At 60.8% G+C, this 22248-nt stretch carries 16 protein-coding genes; 12 read left to right on the forward strand and 4 right to left on the reverse strand.

The features are described 5' to 3' along the window. Positions 1–29 precede the first annotated feature (29 nt). From JFT66_RS17100 to JFT66_RS17110, 3 genes are read right to left on the reverse strand one after another with little or no spacing between them, the layout of a single operon-like run. Positions 30–872, reverse strand: coding sequence for a metal-dependent hydrolase (locus JFT66_RS17100; protein ID WP_034119912.1), 843 nt, complete (start codon positions 870–872; stop codon positions 30–32). A gap of 15 nt (positions 873–887) precedes the next feature. Continuing rightward, complete coding sequence (locus tag JFT66_RS17105; RefSeq protein ID WP_153839554.1) at positions 888–1778, reverse strand: SDR family NAD(P)-dependent oxidoreductase; 891 nt, start codon at positions 1776–1778, stop codon at positions 888–890. Further along, complete coding sequence (locus JFT66_RS17110) at positions 1775–3313, reverse strand: flavin-containing monooxygenase (protein WP_034119910.1); 1539 nt, start codon at positions 3311–3313, stop codon at positions 1775–1777. The genes JFT66_RS17105 and JFT66_RS17110 overlap by 4 nt, the downstream gene beginning before the upstream one ends. A gap of 290 nt (positions 3314–3603) precedes the next feature. Here JFT66_RS17110 and JFT66_RS17115 point away from each other — a divergent pair, with 290 nt between their 5' ends. The 10 genes from JFT66_RS17115 (at position 3604) to JFT66_RS17160 (ending at position 17210) form a co-directional block, all read left to right on the forward strand. Further along, on the forward strand, positions 3604–4602 hold the full coding sequence (locus JFT66_RS17115) for an alpha/beta fold hydrolase (protein ID WP_153871813.1): 999 nt from the start codon (positions 3604–3606) through the stop codon (positions 4600–4602). Positions 4603–4911: 309 nt separating this feature from the next. Further along, a complete protein-coding gene (locus JFT66_RS17120) occupies positions 4912–6192 on the forward strand; it encodes an alkane 1-monooxygenase (RefSeq protein ID WP_153871814.1) in 1281 nt (426 codons plus the stop codon). Between the two features lie 133 nt (positions 6193–6325). Continuing rightward, entirely contained in the window at positions 6326–6820 is a 495-nt protein-coding gene (praA, locus tag JFT66_RS17125; RefSeq protein WP_198859716.1) for an alkane oxidation protein activator PraA, read from the forward strand. A 134-nt stretch (positions 6821–6954) separates the two neighbouring features. Next, positions 6955–7458, forward strand: a complete 504-nt coding sequence (gene praB / locus JFT66_RS17130) for an alkane oxidation protein activator PraB (protein ID WP_034119906.1) — start codon at positions 6955–6957, stop codon at positions 7456–7458. Between the two features lie 120 nt (positions 7459–7578). After that, entirely contained in the window at positions 7579–9030 is a 1452-nt protein-coding gene (locus tag JFT66_RS17135; protein WP_034119905.1) for an outer membrane protein transport protein, read from the forward strand. A gap of 233 nt (positions 9031–9263) precedes the next feature. Beyond that, positions 9264–11789, forward strand: coding sequence for an acyl-CoA dehydrogenase (locus tag JFT66_RS17140; protein ID WP_198859717.1), 2526 nt, complete (start codon positions 9264–9266; stop codon positions 11787–11789). Between the two features lie 152 nt (positions 11790–11941). Further along, on the forward strand, positions 11942–13285 hold the full coding sequence (locus JFT66_RS17145) for a 3-oxoacyl-ACP reductase (RefSeq protein ID WP_198859718.1): 1344 nt from the start codon (positions 11942–11944) through the stop codon (positions 13283–13285). Positions 13286–13289: 4 nt separating this feature from the next. Next, the gene (locus tag JFT66_RS17150) at positions 13290–14180 is read left to right on the forward strand and encodes a MaoC/PaaZ C-terminal domain-containing protein (protein ID WP_153871816.1); all 891 of its coding nucleotides are present in this window, start codon (positions 13290–13292) and stop codon (positions 14178–14180) included. Beyond that, a complete protein-coding gene (locus tag JFT66_RS17155) occupies positions 14177–15475 on the forward strand; it encodes an acetyl-CoA C-acetyltransferase (RefSeq protein WP_198859719.1) in 1299 nt (432 codons plus the stop codon). Before JFT66_RS17150 ends, JFT66_RS17155 begins: the two co-directional genes overlap by 4 nt. A gap of 31 nt (positions 15476–15506) precedes the next feature. Continuing rightward, the gene (locus JFT66_RS17160; protein ID WP_153839562.1) at positions 15507–17210 is read left to right on the forward strand and encodes an AMP-binding protein; all 1704 of its coding nucleotides are present in this window, start codon (positions 15507–15509) and stop codon (positions 17208–17210) included. 114 nt (positions 17211–17324) lie between these two features. Here JFT66_RS17160 and JFT66_RS17165 read toward each other — a convergent pair whose 3' ends face one another. Further along, positions 17325–18440 carry a Gfo/Idh/MocA family protein gene (locus JFT66_RS17165; RefSeq protein WP_198859720.1) on the reverse strand — a complete coding sequence of 372 codons (1116 nt, stop codon included), beginning with the start codon at positions 18438–18440 and terminating at the stop codon, positions 17325–17327. A 328-nt stretch (positions 18441–18768) separates the two neighbouring features. On the opposite strand from JFT66_RS17165, the gene JFT66_RS17170 reads away from it, so the two are divergent. Beyond that, positions 18769–19806 (forward strand): WD40/YVTN/BNR-like repeat-containing protein, encoded by a 1038-nt coding sequence (locus tag JFT66_RS17170; protein ID WP_198859784.1) that lies wholly within the window; start codon positions 18769–18771, stop codon positions 19804–19806. Positions 19807–19823: 17 nt separating this feature from the next. Further along, positions 19824–22199, forward strand: coding sequence for an efflux RND transporter permease subunit (locus JFT66_RS17175; protein WP_153839563.1), 2376 nt, complete (start codon positions 19824–19826; stop codon positions 22197–22199). Positions 22200–22248 lie beyond the last annotated feature (49 nt).

Raw genomic sequence — 22248 nt, forward strand, 5'->3', positions numbered from 1 at the left:
TGGACTGACGGCCGATCCACCCAAATAGCCTAGGCCGACTCATACCCTCGGCGCGTCCGTTCAATCTCCTCAACCAACCCCTCTATTCCCGCCAGCCGTGCCCGATTGTCATGATCCCAAGGATGAAACCCCGGTTTGAAATAATGCAACCACGGTCGCACCATCCGCGGAAAAACACCCTTTGGCCCATACAGGAACTTGACCATGCGCCACAGCCCTTTCAGCTTGCCGCCCGAGGTGCGGTCGGCAATCAGCAGGCGCACGTGGAAATCCAGCACCACCAGCCAGAACATCACGGTGGTGGTCAGCATGGTGCCGGTGCGTAGTAGGTAGCGTGCGGGCCCCGGCTTGATCACGCGGTTCCAGACATCGAACGCCACGGCTTTGTGTTCGGTTTCTTCCAGGGCGTGCCAGTACCACATCTGCTGGTAACCCTTGAGCGAGTCGCCAAAGCGTGACGGGTCGCTCAGCAGGATTTCCGCGAGCATCGCGGTGTAGTGCTCAAGGGCAATGGTCACCGCCAGGTTGAACGACGGCGGTAGGTGTTTTTTCTGCAGGTCGAGGAAGAACTTCAGGCGCCGGTCGAGGGTGTGTGCCGGCAGGCCGGCCGCTTGCAGCAGGTCGTTGTAGGCCACATGTTCGCGGCTGTGCATGGCTTCCTGGCCGATAAAGCCCTGGATTTCTTTTTTCAGTTCCGGGTCGTCGATCTGCCCGCGGTAGTGGCGCACGCTGTCCATGAAAAACAGCTCGCCCTGGGGGAACAACAGCGACAGGGCATTGAAGAAATGGCTGATAACCGGCCCTTGTTCGTGCCAGTTCTTGATGCGCTCGGCAGGCAAGGCAAAGCGGATATCGCGACGGATCGGCAACATGGTGCGTCCTCCTGTTCAGAGACGGGGCTCGTCGTTGGTTTCAAACACCGGCGTGCGCGGCTTGGGCGCCATGCGCCGGCTGGCAAACACCACCAGCGCTTGATAGGCCGATGGCAGGCAACGGGCGAGCAGATCGAGAAAATAGGCGTCGCGGCCAATCAGTACGCGGCGCTTGTTTTTGCGCACGCCTTGCAGGATCACTTTGGCGGCCTGGTCGGCGTCGGTGATGAACAGTTTTTCGAAGTCGGCGCGGGCCTGCTGTTCGCTATGGATGAGGAAACCCGTCATATTTGCGTCGATACGGCTGCTGCGGCAGATATCGGTGCGAATGCCACCGGGGTGTACACAGGTAGCCGAGACGCCACAGCGTTGCAGGTCGAGCTCCTGGCGCAGCGCTTCGGTGAAGCCGCGCACGGCAAACTTGGTGGCGTTGTAGCCGCTCATGCCGGGTTGGGCAAACAGGCCGAACACGCTGGAAGTGTTGACCACATGCCCGTCGCCGCTGGCCTTGAGGTATGGCAGGAACGCCTTGGTGCCGTGTACCACGCCCCAGAAGTTGATGCCGACGATCCATTCCAGATCGGCGTAATCCACGCCTTCTACCGTGCTCGACAGCGCCACCCCGGCATTATTGAAGACCAGGTTGACCTGGCCATGTTCAGCCGCGCAGCGTGCGGCCCAAGCCTCCATGGCTTGGCGGTCTGAGACGTCCAGCACCTGAGTGGTGACGGTTACCGGCGACAAGGTCGAAGTGCGGATCAGTGTCAGCGTCTGCTCCAAGCCCTGGCTGTTCTTGTCCGCCAAGGCCAGGTGGCAACCTTCCCGTGCCAAGGCCAAGGCCAGTGCGCGACCCATGCCTGAGGCTGCGCCAGTGATCGCCGCAACGCGGCCGTTGAATGACTTCATGACAGGCTGCCTTCTGTGGCGGAGTGGGGCGCGGCTGCTGGGCGTGGCGCGCAGGGCATCGGCAGCGGGCTGGTCACGTAGTCCTTGAGCGCAAAGTGGCGGGTGACCTGCTTGAAGCGCCAGGTCGAGCCGGGCCACAGCGTGGTGTTCTTGCCGGTGCGTGGGTCCAGGTACCAGCTCTGGCAGCCACCCGTGTTCCAGATGGTGCGCTTGAGCTGGTCCTGCAACTGGTGGTTGTAGGCCTGCTCCACGTCGGGCTTGACCTCTACCGTGGCAATGCGCTGGCGCTGCATGTGTTTCAAGGCGTCGAGGATGTAGGTGACCTGGGCCTCGATCATCAGGATCATCGAGTTATGCCCCAGGCCGGTGTTGGGCCCGACGATCAGGAACAGGTTCGGATAGCCCGGCACGGTGGTGCCTTTGTAGGCATGCGCGCCATCGCCCCAGGCGTCCATCAGGTCGATGCCGCCGCGGCCGATGATGCAGCCTCGGGGCAAGGGGTCGCTGGCCTGGAAACCGGTGCCGAAGATCAAACAGTCAGCGGGATGCTTGATCCCGTCGGCGGTGATCACACCGTCGGCTTCGATACGCAGCACGCTAGTGGTGACCACCTCGACATTGCTGCGCGAGAGGGCCGGGTAGTAGTCGTTGGAGATCAGCACGCGCTTGCAGCCGATGGTGTAGTCCGGTGTCAGCGTCTTGCGCAGGGAAGGGCGGGCCACTTGTTTGCGCAGGTGACGCAAGGCGATTTTCTGCACCATCTTCATCAGGCGTGGATGCAGGGCAAACCCCACCACCCGAGCCTCCAATGTCCAATAAAAAGCCACGCGTACCAGCTTTTGGGTGAACGGCACGTGCTTGAACAGCCAGCGTTCAAGCGTTGAAATCGGCCGGTCGGGTTTGGGCATGATCCACGGCGGCGTACGTTGGAACAGGTCCAGATGCGCCACCTGCGGCGCGATCTGCGGCACGAACTGAATGGCACTGGCGCCGGTGCCGATTACCGCCACGCGCTTGCCTTTCAAGGAGTAATCGTGGTCCCACTGCTGGGAGTGGAAACGCTTGCCCTTGAAGCTGTCCAGCCCCGGGATGTCCGGCATCGCCGGGCGCGACAACCCGCCCATCCCCGATACCAGCACCCGTGCGCTGACCTGGCGGCCGTTGCTGAAGGTCAGGTGCCAGCGTTGCCGGTGCTCATCGAATACCGCACGGTGCAGGCCCATGCCGAAACGCAGGTAGGGCGCCAGTTCGAAGCGCGTTGCGCAGTGTTCCAGATAGGCACGGATCTCGGGTTGCGCCGCGAACTGCCGCGTCCAGTCCGGGTTGAGCGCAAAGGAAAACGAATACACCTGGGACTGCACGTCACAGGCGCAACCCGGGTAGTGGTTGTCGCGCCATGTGCCACCGAGGGTCTCGGCCTGTTCAGCGATGAAGAAGTCGGTAAGCCCGGCCTCCTTGAGTTTGATCGCCATGCACAGGCCAGCGAACCCCGAGCCAATGATGGCGATGTCGATTGAATCACTGTGGGCATTCATAGAGCTGCCTCATAAGTAGAAAACGCTTGGGCATCGGATGGGCTCCTGTTTTTGTTTTGTCTTTTAGATAGAACACCATTGCAAAGGAAAATTGAATTAATTATTTTAAAAAAGATTTTAAATAATCTACCTGAAAAATTCGCCTACGCTAGGACCTTGTTGCGCATATGCGATTTGTCCGACGGACGACCGCGCAGTGCACTAAGTCCAGGTCCAGGGTGTGGACGATGGCTGAGGCCCTGATCAATTCCGGTCGGGTCGCCAGCAGCAGGGAAGCCGAGGACCGAGCTATGGCTGTCGAATGGGTTGTCGCTGCAGGTGTGCTGGTGGGCGCCAGCGCGGCGTTATGGGGCTTGAGTGCCTGGATGACGCGGCGCATCGAAGCGGCCGTGCCGATCAATGGGCGCTTCGTCGAGGTGCAGGGCGAGCGCTTTCATTATGTCGAGGAGGGCAAGGGCCCGCCGCTGGTGATGATCCACGGGCTGATGGGTAGTAGTCGCAACCTGACCTATGCCCTGTCCGGACAACTGCGTGAACATTTTCGCGTGATTACGCTCGACCGACCGGGGTCGGGCTATTCCACCCGGCACCGTGGCACGGCAGCAGATTTGCCGGGCCAGGCCCGGCAGGTCGCGGCCTTTATCAACACGCTTGACTTGGATAAGCCGCTGGTACTCGGGCATTCCTTGGGCGGTGCGATTGCCTTGGCGCTGGCCCTCGACCATCCCCACGCCGTGTCCGGGTTGGTGCTGGTAGCGCCCTTGACCCACCCCCAGCGCGTGTTACCGCTGGTATTCCTGTCTTTGGCGGTACGTCCGGCCTGGTTACGGCGCTGGATAGCTCATACCTTGACGATGCCCTTGGGCCTGCTGACCAAAGATGCGGTGGTCAAGGGCGTATTCGCCCCCGATGCTGCACCGCCGGACTTCGCCACCCGCGGCGGCGGGTTGCTGGGCATGCGTCCCGATAACTTCTACGCCGCGTCTACCGAGATCAACCGGGTCAACGATTACCTGCCGGACATGGTCAAGCGCTACCCGCAACTGACCCTGCCCATCGGGCTGATCTATGGCGCGCGGGACAAGGTGCTCGACTTCCAGAAACACGGCCAGGCCCTGGCAAGCAAGGTGCCAGGGCTGAAAATGCAGGTGGTGGAAGGGCGGGGGCATATGTTGCCGATCACCGCGACAGAGCGAGTCGCGGCGCTGGTGGAGCAGATTGCCAAGCGCGTTCGGCCTGGGGAAAACGTCAGGCTGCTGCACCCGCCCATTGCCCTGGCGAGTAAATAAACGTGCGACCCGACTCGCGGTTCAAAGGCGTTGATGCCTGCCCTAGACACCTGACCAATCGGCTTAAAAAGAGACTGCCCGGTCACGTAAAAAAGGGCTTGAAAAACTAGTTGACGACCTAACGATTCCGCGTTATTTATTTAAAAAAATTATTTCAATGTGTAATTTGAAATTATTTTTGAAATGCCTAAGAGCGAATAAAATAATGAAAACAACGTCTTTTATCGCATGGTTGATTTCCCGGGGCAGTCAGCGCTCCGTGAACCTGTTTGCTGCCCAACTGCCCACCGACTGCGTACGGAGGCTGCCATGAACCAGACCCTGGCAGCCCCAAACGTCTGGACTGACGGCAAACGCCACTTGTGGTGGCTCGGCATCATGCCCCTGGCAACTCCCTTACTCTCCGGCGCCCTGGCGATCACCACCGGCGTACAGCAACTGTGGTGGGTGGGCGTGCTGATCATCTTCGGTTTCATCCCCTTGATCGACGGCCTGCTCGGCGAAGACGTCAGCAACCCGCCCGAGTCTGCCGTCAGCAACCTTGAGTCCCAGAGCTACTATCGCTGGATCGTCTACACCGGCGTGGTGTTTGTGATCTCCTCGGTGGTTATCACCGGCTGGCTCGCCGCGGGTGGCATCGACTGGATCATCAACGGCGGCCTGCTGCACGCCACGGCCACGCTGGAGCCCTCCAACTGGCTGGCCAAGACCGCTGCGTTCATTACCGCGCGCACCGAGCTGCACGGTGAAATCAGCGTGTTCACCTACCTGGGCATGGCGATGTCCACCGGCGCCGCTACCGGCATCGCGATCAACACTGCCCATGAACTGGGGCACAAACCCAAGCCCCTGGAAGTGTTCCTGGCCAAGGTCACCCTGGCGCCGACGTTCTACGGGCACTTCTACACCGAACATAACCGTGGCCATCACGTACGTGTCGCCACGCCGGAAGATCCAGCCAGCTCACGGCTGGGCGAAAGTTTCTGGGCGTTCCTGCCGCGCTCGGTGTGGTTCAGCGCCGTGTCGGCCTGGAACCTGGAACGCGAACGCCTGCGCAAACTCGGCCTGCCGGCCCTGCACTGGAAGAACGCCGTGCTCAGCGCGTGGATGTACAGCGTGGTGTTGTGGGGCGCAATGATTGCCTGGCTGGGGGCGGCGGTGATTCCGTTCCTGATTATCCAGGGCATCTACGGCTTCTCGTTACTGGAAGTGGTGAACTACGTCGAGCACTACGGCCTCAAGCGCCAGAAGTTGCCCAATGGCCGTTATGAACGCTGCTCGCCACGCCACTCGTGGAACAGTAATCGAATTGTCACCAATATCTTTCTGTTCCAACTTCAACGGCATTCCGATCACCATGCCAACCCCACTCGCAGTTATCAGTCGTTGCGTCACTTCGATGAATCACCGCAACTGCCGTATGGCTACGCGAGCATGATTGTCTGGGCCTATGTACCGTACTTATGGCGGCGGCGCATGGATCATCGCGTACTCAATCACTATGCCGGGGATATCACCCTGACCAATCTTCAACCGTCAAAGCGCCTGAAGTATCTGGAGAAGTACAGCAACAGTGCAAAGCCGTTTTGACGTGAATTAAACCGTTGTTGGCGTACTCGGGATCTGTCAATCGCGCAGGTTCTTATCGCCCAAGGTATTGAGTTCTGAGTGCACGAAAGTGGTTTGACCCTACAAAAATAATTTCAAGGGAAGGACGTCCACCATGCAAAGCCCTGCCACGTTCACCACGCATGTCCTGTTGGCTGCGATGGGCCTTATCTTCTATCACCAGGCCCAGGCTGCCCGTATCGAACCCGCGGGCAGTGCCTTCACTGCCCAAGGGCCCATCAGCTTTTCCAAAGGCAAGCTGATCAGCGCCGACTGCACCATCAAGGTCGCCGGCAAGGTCGCGGCCGATGGTTCATCAGTGAATGTCGATAAAGTCGAGTTTGACGGCGGCCTCAAGTGCAGTCGCGTGGAAGCGATCAACTTGCCCTGGGTCTTGGTAGCCAACGATACGAAAAGCGGCTCGATGTCGAAGATCAGCGTGGATGTGCATGCCTTTGGCCTGGGCGGCAAGTGCGGCCCTTCAACGGCCGACGGTACATGGGACAACGCCACCGGCAAGTTGGAAGCCGCCGATGTTGCCATTGGCGAAGACTGCAAGATCAACACGGTGTCGATCAAGATGCCGCCCAACTTCAAAGTTATCGAATAAAAGAATCCGACTGTTGTAGCGGTAGATGATTTGAAATTTGGCTGGAAAGGGAAGTTCTGCAGTTTCACCGTGACCTCTCGATCATGGCCATTACCCCTGGCGAAACGAATCGCCATAACATGTGAGGAAAAACAATGAAAAGCTTGAAAACTCTCGTGTCGTTGACTGCTCTGGCTGTTTGCATGGGTGCTGCTTCGATGGCCAGCGCGGCTTCGATCAGCCCAGAAGGCCCATTCACCACCACCGCAGGCTCCATCGTGGTGCAGTCGCCGTCTTCATTCGGGGGCTCTGTGACTTGTGGCATTACCTTCAGCGGTAATGTCAGTGGTGGCGTTGCCACTATCAACAATGCCTCCCTGACCGGCGGCGGTCTGTGCGCATTGCCAACCCTGAAAAGCATCCCGTCGCCAGGCTGGAAGCTGACCGCCTTGTCGGGCACTGCCGGTCAAGTGGAGAACGTGGGCTACACCATCAAAAAGACCATCATCATCCCCGGCACTGACTGCGGCCCATCCACCATCAGCGTGGCCTGGAACGCTGCGACTCACACCCTCACCGCGGCCAACCAAGCGCTGAGCGGCGGTTGCAACGTGGTCTCGCTGACCACCACTGCCGCTGGCCTGACCGTCAACCCATAACGGCTGTTCGTTGCAGGACAAAGGGTTGATCACCCGCTGAAAGGCCGGCGCCTCGCCAGAGGTGCCGGCTGATGTGGAAAGCCGGCGATGCCGGGAGCGCATAATAATAAGGAGTGCCGCATGATCAGTAAGAAACAACAGGCTCAAACACTGCTGGGGCTGGCGATACTGGGGGGGTTGATGACGACTGCGCCCGTGCAGGCGGGTGGTTTCTCCACGCCGACTTACGGTGCCCCGGGCTGGGGCCGAGCATTCGGCGGCGGCTCTCTGTTCAAGAATGATCCAAGCTCTGCCTACAACAACCCGGCGGCCATGGCGTTTGTCGACCAATCCGTGGTTCAACAGACCGTGGACTACGCCCGCGTCAAAATCAAATACAGCGGCCAAGCTTACGATTACACCGGTAATCCGGTGAGCAATACTGCAGTGTTGCCGGATGGCAGCTTTGATCCCAGCACGGCAACACTCAATAACAATGATGGCGGCCAGGGTGGTTTCACCGCCTGGTTGCCTACCGGTTTCCTGGTTATCCCCATCGGTGACCGCTTTGCATTCGGTCTCAGCCAAGTCGTGCCGCAAGGTATGCGTACCACCTGGAATGAAAACTCCAAGTTTCGCGACTTCGCCGTGGACACCAAAATCGAGACCGTCGGCCTGACGGGCTCCTTGTCTTTCAAAGTGCGTGACGACTTCTCCATCGGTGGCGGCCTTATCGTCCAGCGTAGTCAAGGCTTCGTCAGCCAGAACGTCGATCTGTTTTCGGCGGCGTCAGTCTCTCCAGGCTTGGGTAACGGTGCATTTCCGGCGGGCGTCGGTACTGCACTGATGCGGGTGAAGGTCGACAATATCTCTACTGGTTGGTTTACCGGCGTTGTCTGGAAGCCGACTGATCGTGACTCGTTGGGCCTTAACTACCACGCCAAAATCAAAAACAAAATGACGGGCAAATACAGCGTCCGGGCCGATGCCTTGAACAACGGCCTGATGACCGACGATACGATCTTCGGTAACGGCAAAACGCTGGTCGAAACGGCTTACCCTGGGCTGAAGCTGTACCCCAATGGCGCCCACGCCAGCACTCAGTTGGATATTCCAGCAACCGCCGCGCTTGACTGGGTACACCAGTTCAACGACCGGTGGACCTTGGGTGTCAGTGCCATGTGGACCCAGTGGTCGTCCTTCAAGGACCTCACGCTCAAGTCCCAGGGATCGACCATCGTCGCCATTCCCTATAACTACAAGGATGCTTGGATGTACTCGGTGGGCGGTGACTTCAAGGCCACGGATGAGTTGACCCTGCGGGCTGGTGTGGCGTATGACCAAACGCCGACCCGCAACTCCACGCGCGATCCACGTATCCCTGACGGCGACCGTTATTTTCTCTCGCTGGGTGCGGGTTACGATATCAAGGCCGTTCCTGGCCTGACCCTGGACGCCGCGTATTCGCACCAATTTGTTGAGAAGGTCAACATCAAGACCCAGAACGTTGACCGACTCGGCGGCGGCCGGCTCGACGGCTCGGCCGAGTCCTCAGGCGACATTGTCAGTCTGTCAGCTACTTACAAGTTCTAAACCCACCGTGGCATGAGCGCCGGAGGCATCTGGTGCTCACTGCCTGAACGATCTTGATTACTGCTCTAAAGGCTGACTCGTTCGGCCTTCGATTATTGCGCCAAAGCGTTAAATAAAAATTTCAAAACAAAATTTGAATTTACTCTTTTAAGTTTGTAGTGTGGTTTTACGCCGCAGCTCATTTCGATCTGACCGCGCTTTTGCCACGCCCTGAATCAAGTAGAGGTATCCCCATGCTTATCTGGTTATTGGTGGGTTTCGCAGCCGCGATTGCCCTGGCGTATCGACAAGCTGCCGCCACCCTGTGGTTGGGCGTCGGCCTGATCTGGCTGGCGGCTGGTTACCTGTTCAACGCAGTGGCCGGCCTGGGCATTGCCATTGCGGCAGTGCTGGTGGTACTGCCGGCCTTGGTGCTGGCGATCAGGCCTTTGCGCCGCGCCTTGTTGACCAGCAAGGCCCTTGGCCTGTTTCGTACGATCATGCCGGCGATGTCCGACACCGAGCGTGCGGCTATCGAGTCGGGCACCGTGTGGTGGGATGCCGAGCTGTTCAGCGGCAAGCCCAACTGGGAGCGCCTGTTGCAAGCCGCGCCGGCCAGCCTGAGTGCGGAGGAGCAAGCCTTCCTCGACAATGAAGTCGAAACCCTGTGCGACATCGCCAATGACTGGGAAACCACCCAGGTCTGGCAGGACATGTCCCCCGAAGGCTGGCAGTACACCAAGGACGCCGGGTTCCTCGGCATGATCATCCCCAAGCAATACGGCGGCAAAGGCTTCTCCCACTACGCGCACTCCCAGGTGGTGATGAAGCTGTCGACCCGCTGCTCGGCGGCGGCGATTTCGGTGATGGTGCCCAACTCCCTCGGCCCGGCCGAGCTGCTGCTGCATTACGGCACCGACGCCCAACGCAATTACTACCTGCCGCGCCTGGCGCGGGGCGAAGACATCCCGTGTTTCGCCCTGACCAGCCCCTATGCCGGCTCCGATGCGGGCGCGATCCCGGACCTGGGCATCGTCTGCAAAGGCATGCACGAAGGCGAAGAAGTGCTGGGTTTCAAAGTGACCTGGGACAAGCGCTACATCACCCTCGGCCCGATTGCCACAGTGCTGGGCCTGGCGTTCCGCGCCGAAGACCCGGACGGCTTGCTCGGCACGGCCGGTTCCCTGGGCATTACCTGTGCGCTGATCCCGACCTCCCATCCGGGGGTGAACAGCGGCCGCCGTCACTGGCCGCTGAACGCGGTGTTCCAGAACGGTCCTACCACCGGTAAGGATGTTTTCATTCCCTTGGAGTGGGTGATTGGCGGCCGCGAACAGGTCGGCAATGGCTGGCGCATGTTGATGGAATGCCTGGCCGCAGGCCGGGCGATTTCCCTGCCGTCGGCCAACGTCGGCCTCGGTAAAGTGGCGGTACGTGGCACCACCGCCTATGCGGCGATGCGCAAGCAGTTCGGCCTGCCCATCGGCAAGTTCGAAGGGGTGCAGGCTCCGTTGGCGCGCATGGCCGGGCATTTGTATGCCTGCGATGCGGTGCGCAAGGTCTCGGTGGCGTCCCTGGATGCCGGCGAGAAACCGTCGGTGATCTCGGCCATTGCCAAGTACCACGTCACTGAGCGCGCGCGGATGATCGTCAACGACGGCATGGACATCGTCGCCGGCAAAGGCATTTGCATGGGCCCCAATAACTTCCTTGCCCGTGCCTATCAGCAAAGCCCCATCGCCATTACGGTGGAAGGTGCGAACATCATGACTCGCTGCCTGATCATCTTTGGCCAGGGCCTGATTCGTTGCCATCCCTACGTGTTCCGTGAGATGGAAGCGGCGCGCAACCCGGACCGGCGCAAGGCGCTGGAAGACTTCGACCGCGCGATGTTCGGCCATGTGAGCTTTGTACTGGCCAACACCGTACGCGCAGCGGTACATGCCCTGACCGGAGGGCGGCTGATTTCGGCACCGGCCAAGACCGACCCGGCGCTGGCGTCCTACTACCGCCAGGCCAATCGGCTGTCGGTGGTGCTGGCGTTGATCTCGGACGTTTCCATGGGCGTGCTGGGGGGTGCTCTCAAGCGCAAGGAAAGTATCACCGGGCGCCTGGGGGATATTCTGTCGCAGCTATACATTCTCTCCTGCGTGCTCAAGCGTTTCGAGGACGATGGCCGGCCCCAGGCCGACCTGCCGTTGGTGCATTGGGCGGCCCAGGACGCGTTGTTGCGTGCCCACGAAGCCTTGGCCGAAGTGCTCGACAACTATCCCTCCAAACCTGCTGCGGCAGTGGTGCGTGGCTTGAGTTTCCCGCTGGGCATTCCGCTGCGCAAACCCTCGGACCGCCTGTTGGCGCAAGTGGCGGATGTGGTGCAGACCCCAGGTGAAACCCGCGACCGTTTGCTGGCCAATTCCTACATTCCTCGCCCGGAAATCGACAAGCTGGCCTACGGCGAATTGGGCTTCCGTTTGTTGCCGCAAGTGGAGCTGATCGAGGCTCGGCTCAAACCTGCCATCAAGCAAGGCCTGCTCGAGCCGATGCCGATTTCTGCCGCGGCCTTTACCGGCTGGCGCGTCAAGGCGCGGGCACTGGACTTGATCAGCGACGACGAAGACGCCTTGCTGGCGCGCTATGTGGAATACGCCGACCACGGCATCCAGGTGGATGACTTCCCCCAGGACTTTGGTTTGTTGGAGGCGTTGCAGCAGCGTAAGCAAGCGCTCGAGCCGGCCGCCAAGCGTCGCAGCAGCCAAAGCGAAAACGCCTCGGTTAACTAGGAAAAACGCGGTCCAAATGTGGGAGGGGGCTTGCCCCCGATAGCGGTGTGTGAGCCCAGCAGATTTACCTGATAGACCGCCATCGGGGGCAAGCCCCCTCCCACATTTGACCGGGTTTACAGGCAGGATTTGTGTTGTGAGTGGAACCTTCTATGAGTGACAACTACCTTTCATTCGTCAATTCCCCCTGGGGCCGTCGCCTGGCCCAGGCTGTCGGCTTGCCGCAACCCTTGCCGCTGCAACGTCATCGCAGCGGCCAGGCCGGGCTGGCCAATCCGGTGATCATCGCTGGGGCAGGGCGCCTGACGGCGTCGGTGCAGCGCATCTTCAGCGCCACCGACACCGTCGCCGCCACCCCGGCGACCCTCAAGGCGCCGTCCACGGTCAAGGTGCAAGGCGCGGTGTTCGACGCCAGTGGCGTGGCCGACCTGCAACAGCTCGACGAGCTCTACGTGTTCTTTCACAGCAATGCCAAGCGCCTCGGCCAGCATGGCCGCGTGGTGGTACTCGGCACCGCGCCGGAACACTGCAAGGACTTGCCCCAGGCCATCGCCCAGCGTGCCCTCGAGGGCTTGGTGCGGTCGCTGGCAAAGGAGCTGCGCCGGGCGATCACCGTGCAATTGCTTTATGTGGCTCCCGGTGCTGAAGAGGCGCTGGACAGCAGCCTGCGGTTCTTCCTGTCGCGCCGTTCTGCCTATGTCTCGGGGCAGGTGGTGCGCCTGGAAAAATCGGTCGATGGCAACAACGTCGTCAATTGGGACAAACCCTTTGCCGGTCGACGCGCCTTGGTCACCGGCGCCTCCCGTGGCATCGGCCTGGCCATCGCCCAAGTACTGGCGCGGGACGGCGCCCATGTGGTGTGCGTGGACGTGCCCCAGGCCCAGGACGCATTGCAGCAGGCGGCCGCCAGTGTCGGTGGTTCAGCCTTGCCCCTGGATATCACGGCCGCCGACACCGCATCGTTGCTGCAAGCCCATGTCAGCCAATACGGTGCCTTTGATGTGGTGGTGCACAACGCCGGGATCACCCGTGACAAGACCATCGCCAAAATGACCGAAGCCGCCTGGCGCAGTGTCTTGGCGGTCAACCTGCAAGCGCCTCTGCTGCTCAGTGAAGCGTTGCTCGACAGCCAGGGCGTGAACCCCGGTGGGCGCGTCGTGTGCGTGTCGTCGATTTCCGGTATCGCCGGCAACCTTGGGCAGAGTAACTACGCCACCTCCAAGGCTGGCGTGATTGGGCTGGTACAGGGCCTGGCGCCACGTGCGGCGGCCCGGCAGGTCACGGTGAATGCGGTGGCGCCCGGGTTTATCGAAACCCAGATGACCGCGAAAATCCCGCTGATGATCCGCGAAGCCGGGCGGCGCATGAATTCGTTGTCCCAGGGCGGGCAGCCCATCGACGTGGCCGAGACCATCGCCTGGCTGGCCCATCCTGGCTCGGGCGGGGTCAATGGCCAAGTGGTGCGGGTATGTGGCCAAAGCCTGTTGGGAGCCTGAGCCGATGGAGTATGTGACGCAGATTATCGACCCACCGCCCTCGCACACGCAGTTGTTGCTCGACGGCATGCGCGCCTTGCGCAAGCCCAAGCTCGACGGTGCGCCGCCGTTGCCCACGGCGCGGCTGGTGCGCTCTGCGGTGGAGCTTTCGCCCGCGGGTATCGCCGCTTACGCACGGGCCTGCGGCTTTCGTCGCGAACAGGGCGTGCCACTGTCCTATCCCCATGTATTGGCGTTCCCATTGCATTTGATGCTGCTGACCCGGCCGACCTTCCCTTACCCGGCCAGCGGCATGGTGCACCTGGCCAATCGCATTCGTCAGCACCAGCGCCTGCACGAGGGCCACGCGCTGCGCCTGGAGGTGTATTGCGAGCGCTGGGTAGCCCATCCGAAGGGCCAGGCATTGAGCATCGCCACCCGTGCCTACAGTGCAGGCGCCCTGGCATGGGAAAGCGACAGCCTGTACCTGCGTCGTGACGTCGACAACCCCGTGGGTGAACCCTGGAGTGACCCACTGCCGTTGCAGGAAGACGGCTTGTTGCGCACCCAGCGCTGGGTGCTGCCTGCTGACCTGGGGCGCCGCTTTGCCAAGGTCTCGGGGGATTTCAACCCGATTCACACCAGTGTGATCGGCGCCAGGCTCTTCGGCTTTCGTCGCGCCATCGCCCATGGCATGTGGACACTGGGTCGCGCGTTGGCGGCGCAACAACCGCCCGGTGGATTGAGCCAGGCCCAAGCCCATTGCGACTTCAAGTTGCCGATCTTCCTGCCCGGCCAGGTCGCCCTGTGGAGCCACCCGGTGACCGGCCCACGCCGTGAGTTCGAAGTGCGCAATTTTGCTGGGGACAAACCCCATATGCGCGGGCTGTTCATTTGGAAAGAGAGCCAGCAATGACTGATTACAGCTTCAACCCGGCCCCGACCCGCCGTGTGGCGATCATCGGCGGCAACCGCATCCCGTTTGCCCGCTCCAACACGGTGTACGCCCATGACAGCAATCAGGACCTGTTGGTCGCCGCCCTGCAAGGCCTGGTAGACCGCTACAACCTGCACGGCCAGCGCCTGGGTGAGTTTGCCGCCGGGGCGGTGATCAAGCATTCGCGGGATTTCAACCTGGCCCGTGAGTCTTTGTTGTCCACCACGCTGTCGCCGCAAACGCCCGCCTATGATGTGCAACAAGCCTGTGGCACCGGGCTTGAGGCCGCGCTGCTGGTGGCGAATAAAATCGCCCTCGGCCAGATCGAAGTCGGGATTGCCGGTGGCGCCGACACCACGTCCGACGCGCCCATCGGCATCAACGAATCGTTGCGCCAGACCTTGCTCGCGGCCAATCGGGCCAAGGGCGTGGGCGACAAACTCAAGGCATTGCTGAAAGTGCGGCCGTCGATGTTGTTCAAACCGCTGCTGCCGCGTAACGGCGAGCCGCGCACCGGCCTGTCCATGGGCGAGCACTGCGAAGAAATGGCCAAGCGCTGGCAGATCAAGCGCCTGGCCCAGGACGAACTGACCCTCACCAGCCACCAACGCCTGGATGCGGCTTATAAACGCGGTTTTTTCGACGACCTGATCAGCCCCTATCGCGGCCTGGCCCGGGACAACAACCTGCGTGCCGATATCAGCCTGGAAAAACTCGCGGGCTTGTCGCCGGCGTTCGACCCGCAGAACGGTACGCTCACTGCCGGCAACTCGACGCCGCTGACCGACGGCGCCTCAGTGGTGCTGCTTGCCAGCGAAGATTGGGCCAGCGCCAACGGCTGGCCGGTGCTGGCGTACTTGCGCACTGGCGAGACGGCGGCAGTGAGTTTTGTCGATGGCACCGAGGGCCTGTTGATGGCGCCGGCCTACGCCGTATCGCGCATGCTCCAGCGCGAGGGCTTGAGTTTTGCCGATTTCGATTTCTTCGAGGTCCACGAAGCGTTTGCCGCCCAGGTGCTGTGCACGCTCAAGGCCTGGGAAGACCCCGAGTATTGCCGCGAGCGACTAGGCCTGGACGCACCGCTGGGCACCATTGACCGCAGCAAGATGAACGTCAACGGCGGCTCACTGGGCTGCGGGCACCCCTTCGCCGCCACCGGCGGCCGGCAGTTGGCGGCGCTGGCCAAGGCGATCCATGAACGCGGCGGTGGTCGCGGCCTGATCTCGATCTGCGCAGCGGGCGGGTTGGGCATCACCGCCATCGTCGAAAAGTAGCGCTATTCACAACAACAATAAGGACACTGCCATGAACGCTATCAGCCTGGAACACGCCGAACGCATCTGGTTGAACGCTTACCTGCCCGGCGTTCCGGCCGATATCGATGCCGGGATCGAGGACTACCCGTCGTTGCGCGAAGTGTTCCTGGAACACTTGGAAAAATTCCGTGAGCGGGTCGCCTACGTCAGCATCGGCACCGAGATGACCTACGCCGACTGGCAGGCCCAGGGCATTGCCTTTGCCGCCTGGCTGCAGGGCCAGGGCGTGCAGAAGGGCGACCGCGTGGCGCTGATGATGCCCAACTGCTTGCAGTACCCGATCTGCCTGTTGGGCACGATCCTCGCCGGGGCGGTGGTGGTCAACGTCAACCCCTTGTACACCAGCCATGAGCTCAAGCACCTGCTCAAGGACAGCGGCGCCGAGACCGTGGTGATCTTCGAGAACTTTGCCCACACCCTGGAAAAAGTCGTGGCCGGCAGCAGCGTCAAGCGGGTGGTGATAGCGGCCATCGGTGACTTGCTGGGCACCTTCAAGGGCGCGGCGATGAACTTCATCCTGCGCCGCGTACAGAAGCAGGTGCCGGCGTTCAAGCTGCCCGGCGCCCTGCGTTTCAACCAGGTGCTGAAACAGGGCAGGGCGCTGAATCATCTGCCGGTCAGCCTGGACCGCGATGAGCTGGCGTTTTTGCAATACACCGGTGGCACCACCGGCGATGCCAAGGGGGTGATGCTCAGCCACCGCAATATCATCGCCAACCTGCTGCAAGCCAAAGCCTGGGTCGGCGACCAGTTGGACCAGCACAAGCAGGAAACCAACGTGACGTTGCTACCGCTGTATCACATCTTTTCGCTGACGGTGAACTGCCTGATGTTCATGTGCCTGGGCGGGCGCAATATCCTGATCGCCAACCCGCGGGACGTGAAGCGTGTGCAGATGATCCTGCGCAAAGAGCGTTTCAACGGGATCGCCGGGGTGAACACGCTGTTCAACGGTTTGCTGGAGAACAAAGCGTTCTGTGCGCGGGACTTTTCCGACCTGCGCATAGTGATCGCTGGCGGCATGGCCACCCACACGGCCGTGGCCAAGCGCTGGAAAGAAGTCACCGGCCTGCCGATCATCGAAGGCTACGGGCTGACCGAATGTTCGCCGGTGGTGAGCATCAGCCCCATTGATATTTCGCGCATGCGTGAGATGGAGTTTACCGGCAGCATTGGTGTGCCGTTGCCGTCGACCTGGGTGCGCTTTGTTCGCGAAGACGGCGAGCTGGCGGATATCGGTGAGCAAGGTGAACTGCAAGTACGTGGCCCGCAAGTGATGCAGGGCTACTGGAAACGCCCGAAGGAAACCGCCGAGGTACTGGACGCCGAGGGCTGGCTGTCTACCGGTGATATCGGGGTGATGGACGCACGCGGCTATATCCGCCTGGTAGACCGCAAGAAGGACATGATCCTGGTCTCGGGTTTCAACGTGTACCCCAATGAAATCGAGGATGTGGTGGCGATGCATCCGGGTGTCGGTGAAGTGGCGGCCATTGGTGTGGAAGATACGGTGACGGGGGAGAAGGTCAAGATCATCGTGGTGCGCAAGGACCCGAACCTGACACAGGAGCAGATCCTCGCGCATTGCCGGGAGTACCTGACGGGGTACAAGCTGCCCAAGTATGTGGAATTTCGTACGACGGAACTGCCCAAGACCACTGTGGGCAAAGTACTTCGTCGGGCGTTGCGCTGACATGAATCCACTGGTGATTCAAGTGTGGGAGGGGGCTTGCTCCCGATGAGGGCGTGTCAGTGAATACATCTGTAACTGACCCACCGCCATCGGGGGCAAGCCCCCTCCCACATTTTAAACCGTGGCCACTTTGACCCAGCGCTCCTCGAGGGCCGCCACGCGAATCGCCGTCGCCAGCCGCTCAACTTCCCACGCGGCTTCAAAGTCTGTCCCCTGTGCACCCTGGCCGGCCAGCGCCATGATCAACTCCTGCACCTCCAAGGTCTTCAACTCGTTGTAGCCCAACTGATGCCCCGCCGCCGGGCTGAACGCTGCATAACCTGGCAGGGCCGGGCCTGCCAGAATGCGTTGGAAACCGTCCTGGCCGATGCGGCACAGGCTCAGTTCATTCAAGCGCTCTTGGTCGAACGCCAGTGTGCCTTTGGTCCCGCTGATTTCGAAACTGAGGTGGTTCTTGTAGCCGTGCTTGAGCCAACTACTGCTTACTGTGCCGCGGGCACCGTTGGCAAAGCGCAGCAGCGCATGCACCTGGTCGTCCACGGCGATGGCTTTTGACGTCGGGCTACCGGCCGTGGCGGGGCGTTGGGCATGCACGGTCTGGGTATCGGCACACACACTGACCACATCGCCCACCAGGTAGCGCGCCATCGACAGCAGATGGCTGCCCAGGTCAGCCAGGGCGCCGCCAGCGTGGGCCACCTCGCAGCGCCACGACCACGGGGACGTCGGGTCGGCCATGAAGTCTTCGCTGAATTCACCCTGGAAACTGATGATCTCGCCCAGTTCACCCTGGGCAATCATCTGCCTGGCCAGCACGATCATCGGGTTGTGCTGGTAGTTGTAGCCGACTCGCGTCACCACCCCGGCAGCACTGGCGGCGCAGCGCATGGCGTCGGCTTGCTCGAGGCTGACGGCCAGGGGTTTCTCGCAATACACCGCCTTGCCTGCCGCAATCGCGGCCATGGCCATGGGGTAGTGCAGATGGTTGGGTGTGGTGATGGCCACGACGTCGACCTTGGGATCATTGATCAACGCCTGCCAGTCGCCATGGGCCTGGGCAAACCCCCAGGCGCTGGCGCAACGTTGGGCGCGTTCGGTGTCGGCGTCGGCCAGGGCGGCCAGCTTGAGGTGTACCGGCAGTTCAAATACCGCCCGCGCGTTATTGAACGCCAGCGCGTGGGCGCGGCCCATGAAGCCTGTGCCGATCAAGCCGATTCCGAGTTCACGCATAGCCGTGGTCCTTTGGATTATTGTTTTCAGGAAGGCTATTAATGGAATAAAAATTCCCTTAATTCAATAGATGGAATAAAAATTCATTTGGCGGCGCCAGTGGGACGCGCTTCTTGTACTCATCATTTCCCCTGATGCCGCTACATTCACCATCTGGCCAAACGCCGCCAGTTAACAAAAGATAACGTAGCGCCGATTGTCAGACGATTCCAAAGCCCGATAGGATGGCTCCTGCTTACTCCAGGCGCTCTAGATTGCAGGTTTCAAGGCCCTGGATGAGACGACCTAACAATAATAAATGGGAGAAAGGTCTATGAGTGAGCCTGTCATGGGTTGGGTTGTCTGCCGCCCACGCGCCGCACGCAGGGTTGCGTTGCTGGCCACAGCGCTCTCGCTGCTTGCAGGTGCCGTGTTGTCGACGCCAGTGCTGGCCGCCAGCGATACCACCGCCGCCGCGGTTTTTGCGATTGAATCTCCCAAGGCCGCCAAAGGCTTGATGATCGACGTGGTTCACGCGGGCAAGCGCCTCGTGGCGGTCGGTGATCGCGGGCATATCCTTTATTCCGATGATCAGGGCCACACCTGGGCCCAAGCCAAAGTCCCCACCCGGCAACTGCTCACGGCGGTGTTTTTCGTCGATGACAAACACGGCTGGGCCGTTGGCCATGATGCGCAAGTGCTTGCCAGCTCCGATGGCGGTGCCACCTGGACCCCGCAATATCAAGACCTCAAGCGCGAAGCCCCGTTACTCGATGTGTGGTTCAACGACGCCAGCCACGGCCTGGCCGTGGGCGCCTACGGTGCGTTGATCGAGACCACCGACGGCGGCAAAACCTGGGACGACATCAGCGACCGCCTCGACAACGAAGACCAGTTCCACCTCAACGCCATTGCCCAGATCAAGGACGCCGGCCTGTTCATCGTTGGTGAGCAGGGCAGCATGTTCCGCTCCAGTGACGACGGCCAGACCTGGGAAAAACTCGAAGGGCCTTATGAAGGCTCGCTGTTCGGCGTGATCAGCACTGCGCAACCGCGCACGCTGCTGGCCTACGGACTGCGCGGCAACCTGTACCGTTCCACCGATTTCGGCAGCCACTGGGAACAAGTCCAGCTGAATGCGGCGCGGGGCGCGCTGGAGTTTGGTTTGTCGGGCGCGGCCTTGTTGGATGACGGTTCCATCGTAGTCGTAGGTAATGGCGGTAGCGTGGTGGTCAGCCATGACGACGGGGCGACGTTCAGCGTGTTCAATCGCCCGGACCGCATTTCGCTGTCGGCCGTCACGGCGGCGGGCGACGGCAACTTGATTCTGGTCGGGCAGGGTGGCGTTCGCGTCGCCACGCCAGCTGGCGCTGACCTCTCAAAATAATAAGAAGGCGGGTTTCAATGAGCAGTCATCACAACGATAAAGCGACCTTTCTTGAGCGCCTGATCTTCAACAATCGCCCGGCAGTGATCGTCATCTGTTTGCTGGTGAGCATTTTCCTGTTCTGGCAGGCGACGTTGATTCGCCCGTCCACCAGCTTTGAAAAGATGATCCCCCTCAAGCACCCCTTCATCGAAAAGATGATGGAGCACCGCAACGATCTGGCCAACCTGGGCAATACCGTGCGCATCTCGGTGGAGGCCAAGGACGGGGATATCTTCACGAAGGAGTACATGGAGACGCTGCGCCAGATCAACGATGAGGTGTTCTACATCTCCGGCGTCGATCGTTCGGGCCTCAAGTCGCTGTGGAGCCCCAGCGTGCGCTGGACCGAAGTGACCGAGGAGGGTTTTGCCGGCGGTGAAGTGATCCCGCAAAGTTACAACGGCTCGCCGCAAAGCCTCGACCAGTTGCGCAACAACGTGCTCAAGTCCGGCCAGGTCGGGCGCCTGGTGGCTAACGATTTCAAGTCGAGCATCGTCGATATCCCGCTGCTGGAGTCCTACCCGGACCCGCAGGATCAGGGCAAGTTACTGGCCCTGGACTACCAGAAGTTTTCCCACGAGCTTGAGGACAAGATCCGCAACAAGTTTGAGGCGCAAAACCCTAATGTAAAAATTCACATTGTCGGCTTTGCGAAGAAAGTTGGTGACCTGATCGATGGCCTGATCATGGTGGTGCTGTTCTTTGGTGTGGCCTTCGCCATCACCCTGGTCCTGTTGTTGTGGTTCACCAACTGCCTGCGAAGCACCATTGCGGTGTTGAGCACGACCCTGGTGGCCGTGGTATGGCAACTGGGCCTGATGCATGCCGTCGGCTTCGGGCTGGATCCGTACTCGATGCTGGTGCCGTTCCTGATCTTCGCCATCGGTATTTCCCACGGTGTACAGAAGATCAACGGTATCGCCCTGCAATCCAGCGACGCCGATAACGCCCTGACCGCCGCACGGCGCACCTTCCGCCAGTTGTTCCTGCCAGGGATGATCGCGATTCTCGCAGATGCGGTGGGCTTCATTACCCTGCTGATCATCGACATCGGCGTGATCCGTGAGCTGGCCATCGGCGCGTCGATCGGCGTGGCGGTGATTGTGTTCACTAACCTGATCCTGCTACCGGTAGCCATTTCCTACGTCGGCATCAGCAAGCGTGCCGTCGCCAAAAGCAAGAAAGACGCGAACCGCGAACATGCGTTCTGGCGGCTGCTGTCCAAATTCGCCAGCCCCAAAGTCGCCCCGGTTTCGATTTTCCTGGCCTTGATCGCCTTCGGTGGCGGCCTCTGGTACAGCCAGAACCTGAAGATCGGTGACTTGGACCAAGGCGCGCCGGAGCTGCGTCCGGACTCGCGCTACAACAAGGACAACAACTTCATTATCAGCAACTATTCCACCAGTTCCGACGTGCTGGTGGTGATGGTCAAGACCAAGGCCGAAGGCTGCTCGCGCTACGAGGCGATGGCGCCTATCGACCAGTTGATGTGGAAGATGCAGAACACCGAGGGTGTGCAGTCGGCGATCTCGTTGGTGACCGTGTCCAAGCAGATGATCAAGGGCATGAACGAGGGCAACCTGAAATGGGAAACCCTGTCGCGCAACCCGGACGTGCTCAACAACTCCATCGCCCGTGCCGATGGCTTGTACAACAACAATTGCTCCCTGGCGCCGGTGCTGGTGTTCCTCAACGACCACAAGGCCGAAACCCTTGACCGCGCGGTGCATGCGGTGCAGGACTTCGCCAAGGAGAACAACAAGGACGGCCTGGAATTCATCCTCGCCGCCGGTAATGCCGGGATCGAAGCGGCCACCAACGAGGTGATCAAGGAATCGGAGCTGATTATCCTGATCCTGGTGTACCTGTGCGTGGCGACCATGTGCATGATCACCTTCCGTTCCTGGGCTGCCACGCTGTGCATCGTGCTGCCGCTGGTACTGACCTCGGTGCTGGGCAACGCGCTGATGGCGTTCATGGGCATCGGCGTCAAGGTCGCAACCTTGCCGGTGGTGGCGCTGGGCGTGGGGATTGGTGTGGACTACGGCATCTACATTTACAGCCGGCTGGAAAGTTTCCTGCGGGCGGGCTTGCCGCTGCAAGAGGCGTATTACCAGACGCTCAAGTCTACCGGTAAGGCCGTGCTGTTTACCGGCTTGTGCCTGGCGATTGGGGTATGCACCTGGATCTTCTCGGCAATCAAGTTCCAGGCCGACATGGGCCTGATGCTGACATTCATGCTGTTGTGGAACATGTTCGGTGCACTGTGGCTGCTGCCGGCACTGGCGCGGTTCCTGATCAAGCCTGAGAAGTTGGCGGGGCAGAAGGGCAATTCGCTGTTTGCACACTAGGCCCGTAAAAAAGCCGCACGGTGTGCGGCTTTCTTACTACGTGTCAGCG

The organism is Pseudomonas sp. MF6755, from assembly GCF_016405635.1.
GTDB lineage: Bacteria > Pseudomonadota > Gammaproteobacteria > Pseudomonadales > Pseudomonadaceae > Aquipseudomonas > Aquipseudomonas haemolytica.